Below are 17,051 nucleotides of genomic sequence, written 5' to 3' on the forward strand. Positions count from 1 at the left end.
TCCCGACGGAGGAAGTGATGGTTCACCGATTGGGCGCAACTCAAATACAATATCTAATCGTGAGCGAGATCAGAGGGAGGGATCGATATGGGATTGAAAACCGAGATGGGGTGTCTGGATGTCACCCGGATCTCCTCGGATTCGAGTCTGGTGATTGGGGATAACCTAGTGACCAGCCGTTCCAAGGAAAAACAGAACTACGGGTTGGAACTGACCACCGACGGGGAAGTAGTCGCTCCGGTTCAGCAAGTGATTCACATGGATGCGGATCGGATGGATATCTCGATTACGTCCACGTCTAGCCGGGTAAGCTTCGTTTATTAAGGAAGGAGTTGGATCCATGCCCGCCTTTTTCAATATCGGTTTGTTTAAAAATGATCAGGTCCAGACCGGTGGTTCGGTTGGTTTTGGCCAAAATATCATCCAGAACCGAAATTCCTCCAAATTTAATCAAGGCTCCACCAGTGTGGGCGACGGGGTAAGTACTCTTCCTATCGCCTTGCATCTGAACGCAGATCCGGATCTGCAGGATCAACTCATTCTAGAAACCAACAACATTGGCACAGGGCAGGTGTAGGATGGATGCCGGCCCAGATCAGCGTCGGCGTCATCAAAAACAACATCCTCAGTCAAGGAGCGACCCTCACCCTAGGAGTGAATGTAGTCCAAAACCACAATTCTACTAAACAGAATATCGGGAATTATGTGATTGGAGCTGGACGTCTATCCATGCCAACAGGTCAAGTGACCAATCTGGATAATGATCTGCAGGATAACCAGAGCATCGAATTCGACAATTATGCCGGAATCCAGTTATGATCTGCCTTTTAGCACCTCTGCTCTCCCCCTTGCATAAAATAAAATAGGCGTTCGACTCTCTGTCGATGAATGGAGGGTCGAACCCACATCTCCGTCTGGGGGGAATTCATCATGTGCGGGATTACCGGCTGGATCGATTGGAATCGGGACCTGAGCCGGGAACGACCAACCTTGGAAGGAATGAATCAGCAACTGGGTTGCCGAGGACCGGACGGGGAAGGGGTTTGGCTGTCTCCGCAAGCAGGCTTGTGTCACCGGCAGTTGCTCGGAACCCACCCCAAGGGCGTCTCCCAACCGATCGTACGTCGATTCGGAAACCGAAATCTGGTTATCACTTTTCACGGAAGACTGTTTAACACAGGGGATTTGTCTCGAGAATTGAAATCTCTAGGATACCCTTTGCATAGTCCATTGGAAGCTGAGCGGGTCTTGGCCGCTTATGCAGAATGGGGAGAGGCTGCCCCTAAACACCTGGACGGAAATTTTGCTTTCGCAATATGGGATGAAGGGGAGCAAAGCCTGTTCATGGCCCGGGACCGATTCGGAATCAAGCCCCTCTATTATACGGAAAAAGCAGGGGGATTCTTGTTTGCTTCCAAGTTGAAAGCATTGTTGGCCCATCCTGAAGTGACACCGGAAGTGGATGGGGAAGGTTTGGCCGAAGTGCTGGTGATGGGACCCTCCCGAACCCCTGGACATGGGGTGTTCAAGGGAGTTCGGGAACTCTTGCCTGGTTATGTACTTCGAGTGGACCAAAGTGGAGTCCGTCAGCATCCCTATTGGAGACTGGAAAGTCAAATCCATGTTGATGATACCCAGACCACGATTCAACGTGTTCGGGAGCTGCTTACGGATGCAGTTCGCCGTCAGATGGAATCCGACGTGCCTGTGGGAGCGATGTTATCAGGAGGGCTGGATTCCAGTGCCATCTCCGCCTATGCCGCAGAGGTCCTCCGTCAAGAGAAGAGCGGGCCACTACAAACTTTTTCGTTGGATTACGTAGGAAATGACCAGTATTTTCGACCCAATGAATTTCAGCCTCATGCCGACGCTCCCTGGGTGAGTCGGATGGTGGACCAGATCGGCTCCCGACACCACGAAATTTTAATCGAAACCCCGGAGCTGGTGACGGCGCTGGCAGATGCTCTCCAAGCCCGTGATCTGCCAGGAATGGCTGATGTGGATTCCTCCCTGCTTCTGTTTTGCAGGGAAATCAGAAAAGAGGCCACCGTGGTCCTATCTGGAGAATGCGCTGACGAGGTGTTCGGTGGATATCCTTGGTTCCACCGGCGGGAGCTGCTCGATGCCGACACCTTTCCCTGGGCCCGACTGACTGCAGAGAGGGTCCCGTTCCTCTCCCCAGAAGTGATTCAAAAGATTCGACCTTTGGAGTATATGGCGGATCGCTACCAGGAAGCCTTGGCCGAAGTTTCTCGGCTACCGGGGGAGTCTCTGGAAGAAGCGCGAATCCGGGAGATTTTCCATCTCAACCTGACCCGATGGATGCCCACGCTAGTGGATCGGTTGGACCGGATGAGTCGAGCTGCGGGATTGGAAGTGCGGGTTCCCTTTTGTGACCATCACCTGGTGGAATACGTATGGAACGTTCCCTGGTCGATGAAACGGAGTGAAGGAAGGGAAAAAGGGCTGTTGCGAAAGGCGATGGCAGGTCTGCTACCGGAGGATGTGTTGTGGCGAAAAAAGAGCCCCTTTCCCAAAACCCACCATCCAGTCTACTTGAAACAAGTGGTGGACCAAGCGCTGGGGATCTTGAATGAGGGAACCTCACCGGTACTGGATCTCCTCGATCTCGACGCTTGGCGCCGATTTGCCGATCAGGATTTGAAGGGGATCCACTTCCCCTGGTTTGGCCAATTGATGAACGTTCCCCAGTGGTTCGCCTATCTGATTCAATTGGATCAATGGCTGAGAGAGTACCGCGTGATTATCAAGTAACCCGCGGGGATCACCGCCGCCCCTTTCCAGTGGCGGTATTTTTTTATGGCGAAAAGTAACGGAGTTTTTGTCGAATGGGTGTTAAACTACGAACATATGTTCTATAATTGAGACAAGGACGGAACCCGACCCACCTTTAAAAGGGGGAGATTGGATGGAAAAGTGGGTTCAATTGTTAGTAGCAGTCGTATCATTAGTCAGAGTTCTGCTAGAGTTACCGGAAACTCTATTCAAATGGAAAAAACAGCAACGCAGAAGAAGGCACGGCTCAGGCAGGCGTTGAAGCTTCGGGAGGACAGTCCTCCAATGGTAGAAGGACTGAGTGGGAGTTGCATCTGATGACTTCCTTCTGGTATGATATAGGTTGAAATCATACGCCCGTAGCTCAGTGGATAGAGCAGTGGTTTCCTAAACCACGTGTCGGAGGTTCGATTCCTCTCGGGCGTGCCAGAACAGTCAGAGCCTCCCTGACCAAGGGAGGCGTTTTCTGTATTTGGAAAAAACGGGGGAGGTTGGGACGCGTGCGCCCGGAAACCATTGAACAGATCTTTCAGTCGGCAGTCGAAGTTTTTGCACACAGCGGCTTTGAAAGGGCCAAGATGGATGAGATCGCACGTCAGGCCGGGGTGGCAAAAGGGACGATCTATTATCATTTCAAGGGCAAGGAAGAACTGTTCGTCGCCTTAATGAATGACGGCATGGAACGGCTGATGGATCGGTTGCGGCGGCGCATCGAAGCGACAGAGGATCCGATTTACCAACTGGAGGGTCTGTTGGAAGCTCTGGTGGAATATCTTTACCATCATGGGACTTTTGCCAAATTATTGATCAGTGAAGCCTGGGGTTCCATTGAACGGCAGCATGAATTTCGCACCCGCCTTCGTGAATTGGTGGAACTGATCGAAGATGTGCTGGAGGAGGGGGTCTCCAGTGGACACTTTCTTCCATTAAAAGGGCACGATACCGCTGTTGCTATTTTCGGAGCGGCGAGTGTGGCTGTATTGCAGGATCTCTTTCGCGACCTCGATGAGAAATCAGCCCCGGAAGAACGGATAGCCGAAATGGCGGATCATCTAAATCAATTGATATATAAAGGCGTAGGGGTTTCCCGATAAGGAAAATAACCCTTTTCAAAAAAGAGAGTTCGTTATATAATCCTTTTTGTACTGACCAGTCAGTTCGGTCTCAATCGGGTCGAAGAAGAAGGAGGCGTTTTTCTCCATGGGGTGGTTGCGAAAAAAAAGAGAGACCACACTTGCATTAAATGAAATGGTTTGGAAAGAGCGCAAGCTGATTGTAGTGATCCTGGGTATCCTTTGTATTCCTCTTTTATATAGCGGCATTTATTTGACGGCCTTTTTTGATCCCTATGATCAGATGGAAAACCTGTCTGTGGCGGTTGTTAATGAAGACCGGGGAGCGCAAAAGGACGAGGAAACCGTCAATGTGGGAAAAGAACTGGTTGACCATCTTCAGGAAGACGATCAATTCGGATGGAAATTTGTGAACCGGGCGGAGATGGAGCACGGTCTGGAGAAAGGAGAGTACCACCTAGCGGTGGTGATTCCGAAGGACTTTTCCCGCCAAGCCATCAGTTTACAAGATCCAAAGCCTCTTAAGGGGCAGCTGGAATATCGAGTGAACGAAGGAGCCAACTATCTCTCTTCCCAAGTTGGTCAACGAATGATCCAGGGATTGCAGGATCAGTTAAGAGAAAAGTTGACTCACAGCTATGCAGAAGCTCTTTTTGACGAAGTGGAGACATCCACCGATTCCCTGGATAAAGCGTCGAAAGGTGCCTCGGAACTGGCAGAGGCGACTGGAAAAGCGAAGAATGCAACAGGTCAGTTGGAAGAAGGGGCGGTTCAATTGGCCTCAGGCGTACACGGGTTAGATCAGGCTGTCAGCCGGTTGAGTGCTGGGGTCGGCGAATTGGTGAAGGGTCTGAACACAGCAGGATCCGGCACGAGTCAGCTGCAGTCCGGAGCCGGTAAGTTGGACAGCGGCCTCGGCGAATTGGAATCGGGGATTGAAAAAGGAATGAAGGACCTGCCCCGTCTGCAGGAAGGGGCCTCCCAGGTCCGAGATGGAATCGGCAAGTTCAAAGATATTATTCACAATCCGAAACTGGAACGGGGAGCGGCGGCGATCTCCGAGATGGCTCGCAAATTGCAGAGTCACAGCAGTGAAGCGGATCAACGCTATAAACAGATGATCCAAAAACATCCCGAATTAGCCGATGATCCGGACGCAGTTCAGCTGAAGAAGGCGCTGGAGGAGAATCGAAGGGCACATACCGGCTTGTTGGAGCGGGCTACTCGCTTGGAACAGGACCTGAAACAGGCACAAAACTCCATCGATCAGATGTACGGGGGTCAAACCCAAGTGGTGGATGGAATTGGGGCGGTTCAAAAGGGGATGGACCAGCAACTAAAGGGAGTGAAGGAACTTCACTCTGGTGCCACTGTCCTGTCTGGAAAATTGGGCGAGCTGAAAGAAGGCCTGGATCAGCTGATGACCGGAGGGCAAAAGCTGGATCAAGGCGTGGAACAGTTGGCGCAAGCACCGGGAAAACTGTCTGACGGTTTGGTCAAACTTTCCACTGGGTTGAAGGGACTTTCACACGGGTTGGACGAAATCTCCGATGGACAAAACACTTTGGCCGACAAGTTGGCCGAAGGGGTGAATGCGGCGCGAGAAGCACTGGCAGGAAAGGGATTGAAGGCGGACCAGATCGCCGATCCGGTCCAGGTGGATAAAGAGCGCGTTCATCCGATACCCAATTATGCTACTGGTTTCGCACCTTACTTCGTCTCCCTGTCTCTCTGGGTGGGAGCAATGATCTTCTTCACTGTCATGGATCTGAAACGGCCGTTGCTCGGAAATGACACCCGCCCCTTCTCCGGGAGCTCTGCCCTGTTGATGGGTACCCTGCAAGCGCTGTTGCTTGTTTTCGTCCTGATTCACTGGGTGGGGATTGAACCGGAACATGAAGGCTGGCTCTATCTGTTTGCAGTAATCACAGGCATTGTGTTTACATCGATCAATCACTTCCTGGTCTCAGCCTTTAAGGATGTGGGACGTTTTATCGCGATATTGTTACTGATGTTTCAACTCACCTCTAGCGCAGGTACCTATGCCGTGGATCTGTTGCCCACCTTCTTCCAGGAGGTTAGCCCCTTCCTGCCCATGACCTATTCCATTGAGGGCTTGCGGGCAGTCATTTCTACTGGGGATACAGAGGTGATCATGGAGAAGGCCGGAATCCTGATCGGAATCGGGCTCGCGGCATGGCTGTTGCGTAAGCTGGCAGAATGGTTGTGGCGGACCCTGCCCCGCAAGTTGAAATCGAGGATAGCAGTGGATAACGGATGAGTAAAAAAAGCCCGCCTGTCTCCTTCCCCATGGAGACGGGCGGGCTTTTTGATACTCAAATGGAAAAAATGATGAGTAGTTTCTGGGACAAAGGACATCCTGAAAATAATCCATGGAGAAGGGAAGAAGTGTGGTGAGGTACCTTAAAGCGTTGCTGATCAAGTTTGCAATGACTTTCGTCATACTGTGGCTGGTTTTAGCATCTTTTCGTGTCATTTCCTTTCCGTCTGTCTTTACCGCAAGTATTGTATTAACTGTTGTTTCGTTTTTAATCGGAGACTTATTGATCCTGCCCCGATTTGGAAATGTTGTGGCGACGATGGCCGACCTGGCTCTCACGTGGTTTGGAATCTGGGTGTTGGCTCCTATTTTGCTTGGAGCCTTCGCTCCGTTGGGAGCCGCTTCTTTCATGTCAGCTTTTTTTATCGCAATGGGGGAAATCCTATTCCATAAGTATATGAAGAATCAGGTGTTCATGGATTCTGCCCAGGTTGCCGATGAACAATAAATTGCTTCCTCAGTGACGGCAGAGGTTGCAAGAGTCGTTCAGGCAGATGACAAAAGGTGAATCGACGATAGATGTTAGAAAATCAGGACGGGGGGGGTTACCCTGTCTTTTTTATTTGTGAATAAAACGTAATTATTACGATTTACAAAGAGGCAGAGTTCCGGTATAATGACTTCATCCAAGCCTGCATAAAAAGGAGGGAGCCGCGGTCGATATGGGGGTCGGCGCGGGCGAGAAATGGAAGAATCTGTGCTGAAAATGGAACGGGTCCATTTTTCTTATGATCACCGACCGGTGCTGGAGGAAGTTGATCTGACTTTGGAATCCGGTGAATTTCTGGCTTTGGCCGGTCCCAACGGTTCCGGTAAATCGACATTGATCAAACTGGCCTTCGGTTCCATGCCACCTGATTCAGGGAGAATCTTTCTCTTCGGCCAGCCGGTGAATCGATTTAGGGAATGGTCCCGGATCGGTTATGTGTCTCAAAAGGCGAACAGCTTTAACCTCGATTTCCCGGCCACTGTCAGGGAAGTGGTCGCAACAGGACTGACTGGGAAGCTGGGGCTGTTCCGGCGGATGAAGAAACAACATTGGATGCGGGTGGAAGAAGTGATCCACCAGGTCGGTCTCAGCGCTCTAGCTGGTCAGCGAATCGGTCGCCTCTCTGGCGGGCAGCAACAACGAACCTTTATCGCCAGAGCACTGGTGAGTGACCCGGACCTTTTGATCCTGGATGAACCTACCGTTGGGGTGGACTCCCCTTCCGTTCGGGATTTCCACCACTTGCTGAGTCACCTTCACCGGGAGAAGGGACTCTCCCTCCTGCTGATCACCCATGATCTGCAGGCCGTGGCGGACCGAGTGGATCGAGTGATTTGGTTGAACCGGGGGCACTCTCTGGCTGAGGGAGGCGGTCCATCGATGTGGAATGAGGGAGATAGAATCGCGATGGCGGCGTCCGGTAATCCTGCCGGCTCCGTTCCAAAAGGAGGGGTGGATGCGAAGGCGACGCATCCTCTGTTATGATGGACATGATACTTCATTATGATTTTATGCAACGGGCCCTCATCGCCGGGTTGATCATCGGTGTGATCGCTCCGATGGTCGGACTTTTTTTAGTGGTGAGAAGACTCTCCCTCATCGCCGATGCCCTGGCCCATGTCACCTTGTCTGGTGTGGCGGCGGGTCTTCTGCTACAAAAACATATTCCTCTCCTCCAATCGTGGAATCCATTATATATGGGGATGGTATTTTCAGCGGGGGCGTCCTTGTTTGTAGATCGTTTTCGCCACCTGTATCGTTCATACCAGGAGTTGGCGATTCCAGTAGTTCTCTCTGGTGGGGTGGGTCTCGGTGTAGTGTTGATCAGTGCCGCCGATGGTTTTAATGTGGATGTGGCGGGCTATCTCTTTGGCAGTATTCTGACCGTGGGCTCATCGGATTTGACAGCGATCTTCACGGCAAGCATATTGGCGACAGTCATGGTCATCCTTTTTTACAAAGAGTTGTTTGTTCTCTCCTTCGATGAAGAGGCTGCGGTGTTTTCAGGGGTGCCCCGCCGCTGGATCCACCTCCTCTTCAGCTTAGTGACAGCTTTGGTGATCACTGCCTCCATCCGAGTCGTCGGCATTTTGTTGGTTTCCGGGTTGGTCACTTTGCCGGTAGCCGCCGGCATGCAGTTGGCATCCAGCTTCCGGCAAGCGTTGTTTTGGTCGATCCTCCTCGCTGAGGTTTCCGTTTTGAGTGGATTGGCCGCTGCGTTTTATCTGGACTGGGCATCGGGGGGGACCATTATCCTGGTCTCTGTCTTGATCCTGTTGCTGGTCACAGGAGGCAAACGGCTCTTTCATACCTTGGCCAAGGGGAGAAAGATTCAGGAGGGATAAGCGGTGGATATGGAACTGGCTTTGGACACATTGAAATCCCAAGGATACAAATTCACAGGAAAACGGGAAAGAATGGTACAGATCTTCAACCGAGAAAACCGGTACCTGACTGCGAAACAGATCCTGGAGGAGATGCAGGGAGAGTATCCAGGATTGAGCGTGGATACAGTATATCGGAATCTGTCCTTGTTTGAGGACCTGGGAATTGTGGAGGGGACGGAGTGGGAGGGGGAGCGCCGCTACCGTTTTCACTGTGGTGGGGAGCATCACCATCACCATCTGATCTGCAAGGAATGTGGCAAGACCCGTTCACTCAATGTCTGTCCCATGAATGCTATCCTTGGGGAGCCTGAAGATTTCACTATTACCGATCATAAGTTTGAGATCTTCGGATTTTGTCAGGATTGCGCTTCCGGAGAGAAGGAGTTGCACGGTAGCAAAGGATGAGGCGGTGGCGATGTGAGTTATGATCAGTGGATGATGGAAGCGATCCGCGAAGCCGAGCAGGCGGAAGCGAAGGGAGAAGTGCCGATTGGTGCGATCCTAGTACGGGAGGGGGAGATTATCGGCCGAGGGCATAACCTGCGGGAGAGCCATCAAGACCCCACCGCTCACGCCGAGATAATCGCCATCCGGGAAGCCGCCGACCGCCTGGGAGGCTGGAGGTTAGCAGGATGTGAACTGGTTGTCACCCTGGAGCCCTGCCCCATGTGTGCCGGTGCCATCCTCTTGTCCCGGTTGGACACCCTGGTCTATGGTGCTTATGATCCCAAGGGCGGTTGCGCCGGTACCCTGATGAACCTCCCTCAGGACGACCGCTTCAATCACCAGGTGGAAGTGGTGGGGGGGATCTTGGAACAGGAATGCGCGGAGTTATTAAAAACTTTTTTCCGCAATCTCAGGCAGCGCAGGAATTGAAGTTTGGACAAGGGGGTCCGCAGAAAACCCCTTGACTTCAGCATGCATTTAAACTATGATAATAAATTGTCAGGCATTACGGAGAGGTGTCCGAGTGGTTGAAGGAGGCGGTCTCGAAAACCGTTGTGCGGGTTCTCCCCGTACCGTGGGTTCGAATCCCACCCTCTCCGCCACATACGAAAGGCTTTGTTTTAACAAGGCCTTTTTTTATTACTAAAAGAAACTTTCAAATTGAAGAAATAGGATGAGGTTGATGAAATGAAATGGGTGAAGTGGGTTGAAAATGTGAATGAAGATGCCAGGGTGTTTTTTTTATTGACACATTTGGAAAGAGTGCTTACTAAAATAGAAAATCTCGATTGGTATCCTCAGGTTAGAGAAGCGATCAATATGTGCTGGGAATGGATTGAAGAGAAAAAGCATAGTGGGGATGAACTTTATGAGACTGTAGAGAATGGAGATGAAGAGGGATTAATTTTTATTGATGGCCTTTCTTATGTGGGTGATCATGCATATGGTCCGCAGGCAGAATTAATTTGGTCTTGTGTAGTTGATGCAGTATGTTATACTACTTGGCTGGCATATCGATACGAAAAACAAGATTATTATCCACAGTCTATTGAAATAGTAAGTGATGATGAATATATGGATGAAGAGTTTATGAAGAAGATCGCTAAAGTTAAAGGCTATCAAGAAGAATGGTCGGAATCTTTAAAAGAGTATCTGCTTGCACATTATCCAGCAGGTAGTGATAAAAAGCCTCACCGATCCGAGATGTTGGGTATGCTACAAGAACAAGGATCCCGGTGCGGTAATTGATGCGAATATGGATAAGGAGAATCCGGGGAGGATCTCCCACCGGGTTCTTTTGTTTTAGCCCGTTAAGAAATCTTGTGGTTTTAAGGCGGATCGACCGGAAGCAGCCCTTGGAATTCCAATGATATCCGTTGTGGGATGATCTGTTCTGTGTTACAATGAACGAGCCGCGCTAGATGGGGAGGTAGCGGTGCCCTATAACCCGCAATCCGCTACAGCGGGATTGAATTCCCGCCTGAGGCTTTCATCGTGTGGGGTCTGGCCCATGCAGGAGATGTTGACGAACAGGTCCTGCGCAACGGGAATCTCTGAACCGTGTCAGGTCCTGACGGAAGCAGCACTAAGGAGAACCTCTCGTGTGCCGCAGGGGCGCCTGATCCGAGTCGAATGCATGGGGCCCGCCCAGGCGAAGGAGGTCGAAGGTGGGTGCGCGGTACATCATTAAAAACACCAAGCGAACCGAAATCAGCGGTTTGCTTTTTTTATGCAGGAAGACCGAGAGGCGGGGCGAATAAATTGAATAAGGAAAAATATTGATATCATCATTGGATGAAGATACATCCACTCACTACGGGGATGGAGGTGGTTGTAAGGTGCCCATCGCGTTTCATCTGGAATTACATCCCGATCAACTGACATCCTGGGTGGAAAAATGTCCCCAGGCCATGGTGATGGCGGATGACCAAGGGGTGGTCCAAACGGTGAGCCCGCAGTTCCTGAAGCTGCTTCAATGCCCATTGGATCAAGTGGTGGAGCAACCATTGGATCGTCATCTCCAGCTTCCTCCGGAGGAGATAGAGTGTCTCCGTCATCCGGATGTCCACGACGGTCTCCAGTGGGTACAAGGAGAGTTGCTTCTTTTGGGATCCTCTCCCAAGGTGGTGACCCTGCAGCGGATTTCCGGAAAAAGTGGTGATGGGTGGTACCATCTCTACTGGATATATTTCCAAGATCCAAGCTCTCACCATTTGCAACGACATGGAGAGTGGATGATGAACAGTTTGCCCCAGGGCTTGGTCCTGTTGGATTCTTCATTACGAGTGGTGGAAATCAATCCTGCCGCTTGCCGAATGTTGGGTGTGAAGAGAAATGACCTGTGTGGGCGTGAAGCGGACCGGCTGTTTTCCCAGCTCCGAGGCGGGGAAGGAATCAGCGAACTGCAGGATCGCATCCGCCGCAGGGAACCTTTTCAGGATATTTCGGCCTCCTGGATCTTGGAGGGCGTTCCCCAAGTGGTTACCGTGGATTACGAAATCGCGACTGAATTTGGGGAAGAAGGCTTGCTCATCATGACCGACATCACCCGGAACTATCTGTTGGACCTGAAGGTTCGACAGACCGATCGGTTAGCGATGATCGGCCAGATGGCGGCAGGAACTGCTCACGAAATTCGGAATCCACTGACTTCAATCCGGGGATTCCTGCAGGTGATCCGTCATACCCTAGACGAGAAGGGAGACTTAAAAGGTCAGGGCTACGCCGAAATTATGCTTCGGGAGATCGACCGGATCAATCATCTGCTCCGCGAGTTTCTGTTGATGGGTAAACCTCGGAACGTCAAGAAACGCCCGGTGGAATTGGATCGCTCTCTCCGGGAACTGCTTCCGATCGTTGAAAATGAGGCGATCCTCTATAACATCGAAGTTCGTTATTTACCTGGACTCAAAGAGTTACCTCCTGTGTGGGCGGATCCGGAATTATTGAAACAGGTAGTTTTAAATTTATGCAAAAACGGAATCGAAGCCATGGGAGAAGGAGGCTTGCTTCAACTTCGCCTGAGCGGGGAGAAAGAACGATTAATTCTGGAAGTGGAGGATCAGGGTCCGGGTATTCCGCCTTCGGAGATCAACCTCATATTTGACCCTTTCTACACCACCAAGGAGAACGGAACTGGTCTTGGATTGGCGGTTAGCAAACAGATCATTGAGGATATTGGAGGGAAAATTCGAGTCTCCTCTGGTGAAATGGGAAGCAATTTCAGTGTGATTCTCCCTTGCGTTCAAGACTGTCCCCCCTGTAACTGAGGTGGGTTTTCCTTTTGGAAAAATCCCTAATTCTATAGTATGATAAATACATTATCCACTTTGTGCCCTCAACCGCATCACGGAGGAAGTTTGGGGGGTTGCACGTGTCGTATCGGGCACTGTACCGCGTTTGGCGTCCACAAAAGTTTGAAGACCTCATCGGACAAGAACATGTCACCACCACCTTGAAAAATGCCCTGGCCGAGGGCCATTTTTCCCATGCCTATCTTTTCAGCGGGCCTCGGGGAACAGGGAAGACCAGTGCTGCCAAGATTATGGCGAAAGCGGTGAACTGTCAGCGGGGACCGGCACCGGAACCTTGTAACGAATGTGATGCTTGCCGTAAGATCACAGAAGGATCCTTGATGGACGTGGTGGAAATCGATGCCGCTTCCAACCGGGGAGTGGACGAGATCCGGGACCTCCGGGACAAGGTGAAATATACTCCCTCGGAAGTGCGTTATAAGGTATACATCGTGGACGAAGTTCATATGTTGACTGCGGAAGCCTTCAATGCCCTTCTGAAAACGCTGGAAGAGCCTCCTGGACATGCGCTCTTCATCTTGGCGACTACGGAACCGCACAAATTACCATCCACCATCATCTCCCGTTGCCAAAGGTTTTCTTTTCGTCGTCATACCCTGGGGAATACGCTGGGACACCTACGGGAGATCTGTGATTCCCAAGGGATTCAGGCAGAGGATTCTGCTTTGGCGGTGATAGCCCAAGCGGCAGACGGGGGAATGCGGGATGCCCTCAGCTTGTTAGACCAGGTACTCGCTTTTTCCGATGACCAGGTGGATGAGGCCGCTGTTCTGTCGGTGACGGGATCTGTCTCCCGCGCTACCTTGGGTGACTTGATGGAGGCTTGTCTCCGTCGGGATACAAGTATAGCTCTAGAGAAGGTGGCGGCGTTATTGGCAGACGGTCTGGAGGCGGAAAGACTGGTCCAGGATTTGGTGCAGTTGTCCCGTGATCTGCTGTTGCTGGCCGCCGCTCCGGAATTAAAAGAAGTGCAAGAACGGTTGGCGGGAGAAGAACGATGGAAGCAGCTGATAAAAAAAGGGTCCATCGATGAGTTGGAAGAGATCTTGGAGACCCTGATTCAAACGCAACAACAGCTGAAATGGGCTCCCCATCCCCAGGTGCTTTTAGAAATGGCATTGGTTCGAATTTGTCACCAATCTGAGTCCTCTTCGTCTCCAGAGCATGGAGAGGGGGAGCTGATCTCTTCCCTGCAACAACAGTTAAAACAGCTGCAACAAAAAGTGGAGGAATTGAGCGGTCTAGCTATTTCCTCGCCAGTTGCCGAGCCGTCCCCCCCTCCCTCTGTGCAGCGGGAATCGACAACGGGAAGCAGGAAAGGGACAGGGGCGAGAAAAAGTGGAGGTTCGGCCCGCTTGGCCCCATTGTTGAAAGAAGCCTCCGCCGAAGCTTTGCAAAAGCTCCAACGGGCATGGCCGGATGTGCTGGCCCGGGTCAAAGAGCGAAAAATCACGGTTCATGCCTGGTTGATCGATGGGGAGCCGGTTGCGGCTACAGAAGATACACTTTTGGTGGCCTTTAAAAACAACATTCACCGGGAGACCACGGAGAAGGACTCCAATAAAAAGCTGATTGAGCAAGTGATCCAAGAAATACTTGGCTCTACGATCCGTCTGATGACCGTGATGCGGGAGGATTGGGAAAAAGAGCGTTCGGCTGCAGGGAACTCCTCTTCTGGGAATAAAGCCGGGAAAGCCAGCGTCCCTCCGAAGGAAAGACTTCAGACTGACGATCCCGTAGAACGAGCTGTAGAGATGTTTGGCAAAGATATGGTTGAAATCACGGACTGACCCACTTCACCGTGGGCGAGGAGGTTTGAATAAATGAAAAATATGAACCAAATGATGAAGCAGATGAAAAAGATGCAAGCGCAAATGGCCAAGGCGCAAGAGGAGCTGGCTGAAAAGGAAGTGGAGGGAACAGCAGGAGGCGGTGTCGTCAAGGTTGTGATGAACGGGCAGAAACAAGTGCTTTCTGTGGAGATCGACCCGGAAGCGGTAGATCCCGAAGATGTGGAAATGTTACAGGACATGGTGACTGCTGCATTTAACGAAGCGATGAAAAAGGTGGACGACCTGGTTTCGAAAGACTTGGGGAAATTGACCGGAGGCTTGAATGTCCCAGGGCTGTTTTAAGCGGATCCCATCTATAGCCTGTTCACTGAACAGGCTCTTTACTTAATTTCAACCAACAGAAAGAGAAAGGGGGGAGGGCAGATGAATACACCTGAGCCCATATCCAAACTGATTGACGGGTTTATGAGGTTGCCGGGTATTGGACCCAAAACGGCCCAACGCCTGGCTTTCTTTGTGCTGGGGATGGAAGAAGAAGATGTGATGGAACTGGCCAAAGCGCTGGTTCATGCCAAGAGAGATTTAAAACGGTGCCAAGTGTGCAGCAATATCACAGACCAGCCGGTCTGCTCCATCTGTAGGGATAAAAGCCGGGATCGTTCCATGATCTGTGTTGTACAAGATCCGAGAGATGTGATCGCAATGGAAAGAACTCGGGAGTTCGCCGGTTTGTATCACGTGTTGCATGGCGCGATCTCGCCGATGGAAGGAATCGGACCCGATGAGCTGAGCATTCCAGACTTGTTGAAACGGCTGGAAGATGAAACCGTTCAGGAAATGATTTTGGCAACCAACCCCAATATTGAAGGTGAAGCTACTGCGATGTACTTGCAACGATTGGTGAAACCCTTCGGTATTAAAGTAACTCGAATTGCCCACGGCCTGCCAGTGGGTGGTGACCTGGAATATGCCGATGAAGTTACGTTGAGCAAGGCTCTGGAAGGTAGAAGGGAGCTTTGAACTGATTCGGTAGGTTTTTGCCCGGCCTCTCGGATGATCCTAAAGCATTGTAAAATACATCCGGGAGAACCCCTGCCTCGTACTCAGCTGGCACTCGGGCGTAAAGTTAAGAAAGGAACGTATCCGGCTCGACTGAACCGGCCGGATAGGAGGTTGTAGACTCACAGGCATCACAACTCTTCCGAGGAGGGGATTTCCTCAATGCTTCCGAATGTCTCCATCCAGCCTGCCGTGAAGGGGCCGGGTCCGGACAAAAAACCTGTCTCCGCCATACTTCGCTTGGTATCGGCTTGGCTACTCTGTTTCGGTTATTTCTATATGATTCCCATGGAGTTTTCCTCTCTTGAGTGGGAAAAAACGGGGGAAGGGCTGTGGCGAGCCACCGAAGGAGGCGCAGAGCCCTTCTTTGCAGTCCAGATCCTGTTGTGGCTCATGGGGACGTTGTTGGTCTCCCTTCTGTTTCTGGTGACTGGTGTGGCCGGAGGCTTTCGGTATGAGAAGGAAACCGTGGGCAACCCACTTCGGGGAACAGATTTGGCTTACTACTTTGCCTGGATTCAGGTACTCACCTTGGCTTCCTTGTTTCTCTTATCACCCTTTTCCCAAGATGAGGGTTGGATTGCTACATTTCTCCCCTATCTTCCCCATCTGTTCATGGTTTTGTTGGCTCTCTTCTTGTTTCGGGGACGCTTATCCAGTCTGGGGTTCCGTTCCCTCCCGGTCCGAAGCTGGTTGCAGATCGTTTTTATTGTAGGGGCCGCATATGCCTTCATTTACTTTCTGTTGGATCCTCTGGTGACGGAACCGGTGGCACGAGCCTTCTCCCTGGAAATGACTTCATGGCGGGAAGACAGCATCAGTCAGGGATTGACAGAGGCGGCGGGCTCCGGTTGGATGTTCGCAGCGGGACAAGTGCTCATGATCGGCATGATCGGGCCTGTTGCAGAAGAGATACTCTTTCGGGGAGTTCTGATGGGAGTCCTGGCGAAGCGAGTGGGAGTTGCAGTCGCTGTCATTCTTTCCTCTGCTTTGTTTGCCCTGTCTCATGTGGATGTGGCCTTTCTGGCACCACTCTTTGTAATGGGGCTGATCATGGGCATCATGTATGCTTATTTTAAAAACCTCTGGGTACCTATTCTTTTTCATATTGTGAACAATACCGTTTCTGTGATACTGGACTTGTTTCAAATGAACGGATGATCCCCGGGTCACCCCCGTTCTATCTTCACCTCTACCTTCATATGCTTGTACCAACGGAAAGGAGGCGAGGGGGATGGCGATTGAATGGTGGCTGCTGGCTGTTGTGGTCAGTGTGATCCTGTTTATGTTGATCAGCAGATCCGTGGTGAAACCCCTCCGTTGGATTTGGTACAGTCTGTTATATTCGGCGGTGGGGGCCTTGCTGTTGTTTGTGCTGAACTTGGCAGCGGAATGGATGGAATTCCGTATCCCCATCAATCCGGTAACTGCCTTTATTACAGGAGTACTTGGATTGCCGGGACTGGTATGTTTGGTGCTGGTGAAACTGTTTTTGTTGGCGGGATAAATAAATCAAAAAAAGGGTTGACGAATGAAGAAGATCATGTTAAATTAATATTTGTCGCCGCGAGATCAGCTCGACCGAGCCGGTCCGAGGCAGACGAAAGAAAAAGAAAAAAGCTGTTGACAAGAACAACTGAGCATGATAAGATAGATCTTGTCGCCGCGAAAGAGGTGAGCGCCTCGGAAACGGCTATAAACAGCGAGATCGAGCGTTCCTTGAAAACTGAAGAGCGAATGAACGACCCTGTCATATTATGAGCAATCAACTCTTTATTGAAGAGTTTGATCCTGGCTCAGGACGAACGCTGGCGGCGTGCCTAATACATGCAAGTCGAGCGAACCGATGAAG

General features: G+C 51.1%; 19 protein-coding genes, 2 tRNA genes, 1 rRNA gene and 1 other RNA gene. All 23 read left to right on the forward strand.

Annotated elements, in window-relative coordinates; translation table 11 throughout:
• The first annotated feature begins 87 nt into the window (after positions 1-87).
• Complete coding sequence (locus JOD24_RS09125) at positions 88-324, forward strand: hypothetical protein (protein WP_380164949.1); 237 nt, start codon at positions 88-90, stop codon at positions 322-324.
• Positions 325-340: 16 nt separating this feature from the next.
• Positions 341-577 (forward strand): hypothetical protein, encoded by a 237-nt coding sequence (locus JOD24_RS09130; protein WP_380164951.1) that lies wholly within the window; start codon positions 341-343, stop codon positions 575-577.
• A 5-nt stretch (positions 578-582) separates the two neighbouring features.
• Positions 583-819 (forward strand): hypothetical protein, encoded by a 237-nt coding sequence (locus tag JOD24_RS09135; protein WP_380164953.1) that lies wholly within the window; start codon positions 583-585, stop codon positions 817-819.
• Between the two features lie 111 nt (positions 820-930).
• Positions 931-2,775, forward strand: a complete 1,845-nt coding sequence (gene asnB / locus JOD24_RS09140) for an asparagine synthase (glutamine-hydrolyzing) (protein ID WP_380164955.1) — start codon at positions 931-933, stop codon at positions 2,773-2,775.
• 374 nt (positions 2,776-3,149) lie between these two features.
• Positions 3,150-3,225 (forward strand) — tRNA-Arg (locus JOD24_RS09145).
• 71 nt (positions 3,226-3,296) lie between these two features.
• Positions 3,297-3,890, forward strand: a complete 594-nt coding sequence (locus JOD24_RS09150) for a TetR/AcrR family transcriptional regulator (protein WP_380164957.1) — start codon at positions 3,297-3,299, stop codon at positions 3,888-3,890.
• A gap of 106 nt (positions 3,891-3,996) precedes the next feature.
• Positions 3,997-6,150 carry a YhgE/Pip family protein gene (locus JOD24_RS09155; protein WP_380164959.1) on the forward strand — a complete coding sequence of 718 codons (2,154 nt, stop codon included), beginning with the start codon at positions 3,997-3,999 and terminating at the stop codon, positions 6,148-6,150.
• Positions 6,147-6,287, forward strand: a complete 141-nt coding sequence (locus JOD24_RS09160; protein WP_380164961.1) for a hypothetical protein — start codon at positions 6,147-6,149, stop codon at positions 6,285-6,287. Before JOD24_RS09155 ends, JOD24_RS09160 begins: the two co-directional genes overlap by 4 nt.
• Positions 6,281-6,658, forward strand: a complete 378-nt coding sequence (locus JOD24_RS09165) for a YndM family protein (protein ID WP_429246776.1) — start codon at positions 6,281-6,283, stop codon at positions 6,656-6,658. The genes JOD24_RS09160 and JOD24_RS09165 overlap by 7 nt, the downstream gene beginning before the upstream one ends.
• A gap of 237 nt (positions 6,659-6,895) precedes the next feature.
• Positions 6,896-7,684, forward strand: a complete 789-nt coding sequence (locus tag JOD24_RS09170; protein ID WP_380167644.1) for a metal ABC transporter ATP-binding protein — start codon at positions 6,896-6,898, stop codon at positions 7,682-7,684.
• The gene (locus JOD24_RS09175; protein ID WP_380167642.1) at positions 7,681-8,544 is read left to right on the forward strand and encodes a metal ABC transporter permease; all 864 of its coding nucleotides are present in this window, start codon (positions 7,681-7,683) and stop codon (positions 8,542-8,544) included. Before JOD24_RS09170 ends, JOD24_RS09175 begins: the two co-directional genes overlap by 4 nt.
• Before the next feature lie 3 nt (positions 8,545-8,547).
• Positions 8,548-8,991: a Fur family transcriptional regulator gene (locus tag JOD24_RS09180; protein WP_380167640.1), complete on the forward strand. Its 444-nt coding sequence runs from the start codon at positions 8,548-8,550 to the stop codon at positions 8,989-8,991.
• Positions 8,992-9,003: 12 nt separating this feature from the next.
• Positions 9,004-9,462 (forward strand): tRNA adenosine(34) deaminase TadA, encoded by a 459-nt coding sequence (gene tadA / locus JOD24_RS09185; protein ID WP_380167638.1) that lies wholly within the window; start codon positions 9,004-9,006, stop codon positions 9,460-9,462.
• Between the two features lie 80 nt (positions 9,463-9,542).
• Positions 9,543-9,635: transfer RNA gene (locus tag JOD24_RS09190), tRNA-Ser, on the forward strand.
• Positions 9,636-9,720: 85 nt separating this feature from the next.
• Positions 9,721-10,281, forward strand: coding sequence for an Imm6 family immunity protein (locus JOD24_RS09195; protein ID WP_380167636.1), 561 nt, complete (start codon positions 9,721-9,723; stop codon positions 10,279-10,281).
• 164 nt (positions 10,282-10,445) lie between these two features.
• An RNA gene (gene ffs / locus JOD24_RS09200) (signal recognition particle sRNA large type) lies at positions 10,446-10,712 on the forward strand.
• A gap of 159 nt (positions 10,713-10,871) precedes the next feature.
• Positions 10,872-12,302, forward strand: coding sequence for an ATP-binding protein (locus JOD24_RS09205; protein WP_380167634.1), 1,431 nt, complete (start codon positions 10,872-10,874; stop codon positions 12,300-12,302).
• 104 nt (positions 12,303-12,406) lie between these two features.
• Positions 12,407-14,137 carry a DNA polymerase III subunit gamma/tau gene (gene dnaX / locus JOD24_RS09210; protein ID WP_429246777.1) on the forward strand — a complete coding sequence of 577 codons (1,731 nt, stop codon included), beginning with the start codon at positions 12,407-12,409 and terminating at the stop codon, positions 14,135-14,137.
• 33 nt (positions 14,138-14,170) lie between these two features.
• Positions 14,171-14,482 (forward strand): YbaB/EbfC family nucleoid-associated protein, encoded by a 312-nt coding sequence (locus JOD24_RS09215; RefSeq protein WP_380167630.1) that lies wholly within the window; start codon positions 14,171-14,173, stop codon positions 14,480-14,482.
• Positions 14,483-14,563: 81 nt separating this feature from the next.
• Complete coding sequence (recR, locus tag JOD24_RS09220) at positions 14,564-15,160, forward strand: recombination mediator RecR (RefSeq protein WP_380167628.1); 597 nt, start codon at positions 14,564-14,566, stop codon at positions 15,158-15,160.
• Positions 15,161-15,361: 201 nt separating this feature from the next.
• Positions 15,362-16,360, forward strand: coding sequence for a CPBP family intramembrane glutamic endopeptidase (locus tag JOD24_RS09225; protein WP_429246778.1), 999 nt, complete (start codon positions 15,362-15,364; stop codon positions 16,358-16,360).
• A gap of 73 nt (positions 16,361-16,433) precedes the next feature.
• Positions 16,434-16,706 (forward strand): pro-sigmaK processing inhibitor BofA family protein, encoded by a 273-nt coding sequence (locus JOD24_RS09230; RefSeq protein WP_380167624.1) that lies wholly within the window; start codon positions 16,434-16,436, stop codon positions 16,704-16,706.
• 266 nt (positions 16,707-16,972) lie between these two features.
• Positions 16,973-17,051 (forward strand): 16S ribosomal RNA (locus tag JOD24_RS09235); the annotation flags it as partial.

It is taken from the genome of Kroppenstedtia sanguinis (assembly GCF_050433445.1).
Classification (GTDB): Bacteria; Bacillota; Bacilli; order Thermoactinomycetales; family DSM-45169; genus Kroppenstedtia; species Kroppenstedtia sanguinis.

What these genes read in the sequence shown, in the direction of transcription:
- JOD24_RS09215 (WP_380167630.1), top strand. Translation starts at nt 14,171, where the DNA reads ATGAAAAATATGAACCAAATGATGAAGCAGATGAAAAAGATGCAAGCG.
- JOD24_RS09130 (WP_380164951.1), top strand. Translation starts at nt 341, where the DNA reads ATGCCCGCCTTTTTCAATATCGGTTTGTTTAAAAATGATCAGGTCCAG.
- JOD24_RS09135 (WP_380164953.1), top strand. Translation starts at nt 583, where the DNA reads ATGCCGGCCCAGATCAGCGTCGGCGTCATCAAAAACAACATCCTCAGT.
- JOD24_RS09155 (WP_380164959.1), top strand. Translation starts at nt 3,997, where the DNA reads ATGGGGTGGTTGCGAAAAAAAAGAGAGACCACACTTGCATTAAATGAA.
- JOD24_RS09160 (WP_380164961.1), top strand. Translation starts at nt 6,147, where the DNA reads ATGAGTAAAAAAAGCCCGCCTGTCTCCTTCCCCATGGAGACGGGCGGG.
- JOD24_RS09195 (WP_380167636.1), top strand. Translation starts at nt 9,721, where the DNA reads ATGAAATGGGTGAAGTGGGTTGAAAATGTGAATGAAGATGCCAGGGTG.
- JOD24_RS09230 (WP_380167624.1), top strand. Translation starts at nt 16,434, where the DNA reads ATGGCGATTGAATGGTGGCTGCTGGCTGTTGTGGTCAGTGTGATCCTG.
- asnB (WP_380164955.1), top strand. Translation starts at nt 931, where the DNA reads ATGTGCGGGATTACCGGCTGGATCGATTGGAATCGGGACCTGAGCCGG.
- JOD24_RS09170 (WP_380167644.1), top strand. Translation starts at nt 6,896, where the DNA reads ATGGAAGAATCTGTGCTGAAAATGGAACGGGTCCATTTTTCTTATGAT.
- JOD24_RS09225 (WP_429246778.1), top strand. Translation starts at nt 15,362, where the DNA reads ATGCTTCCGAATGTCTCCATCCAGCCTGCCGTGAAGGGGCCGGGTCCG.
- recR (WP_380167628.1), top strand. Translation starts at nt 14,564, where the DNA reads ATGAATACACCTGAGCCCATATCCAAACTGATTGACGGGTTTATGAGG.
- JOD24_RS09125 (WP_380164949.1), top strand. Translation starts at nt 88, where the DNA reads ATGGGATTGAAAACCGAGATGGGGTGTCTGGATGTCACCCGGATCTCC.
- JOD24_RS09175 (WP_380167642.1), top strand. Translation starts at nt 7,681, where the DNA reads ATGATGGACATGATACTTCATTATGATTTTATGCAACGGGCCCTCATC.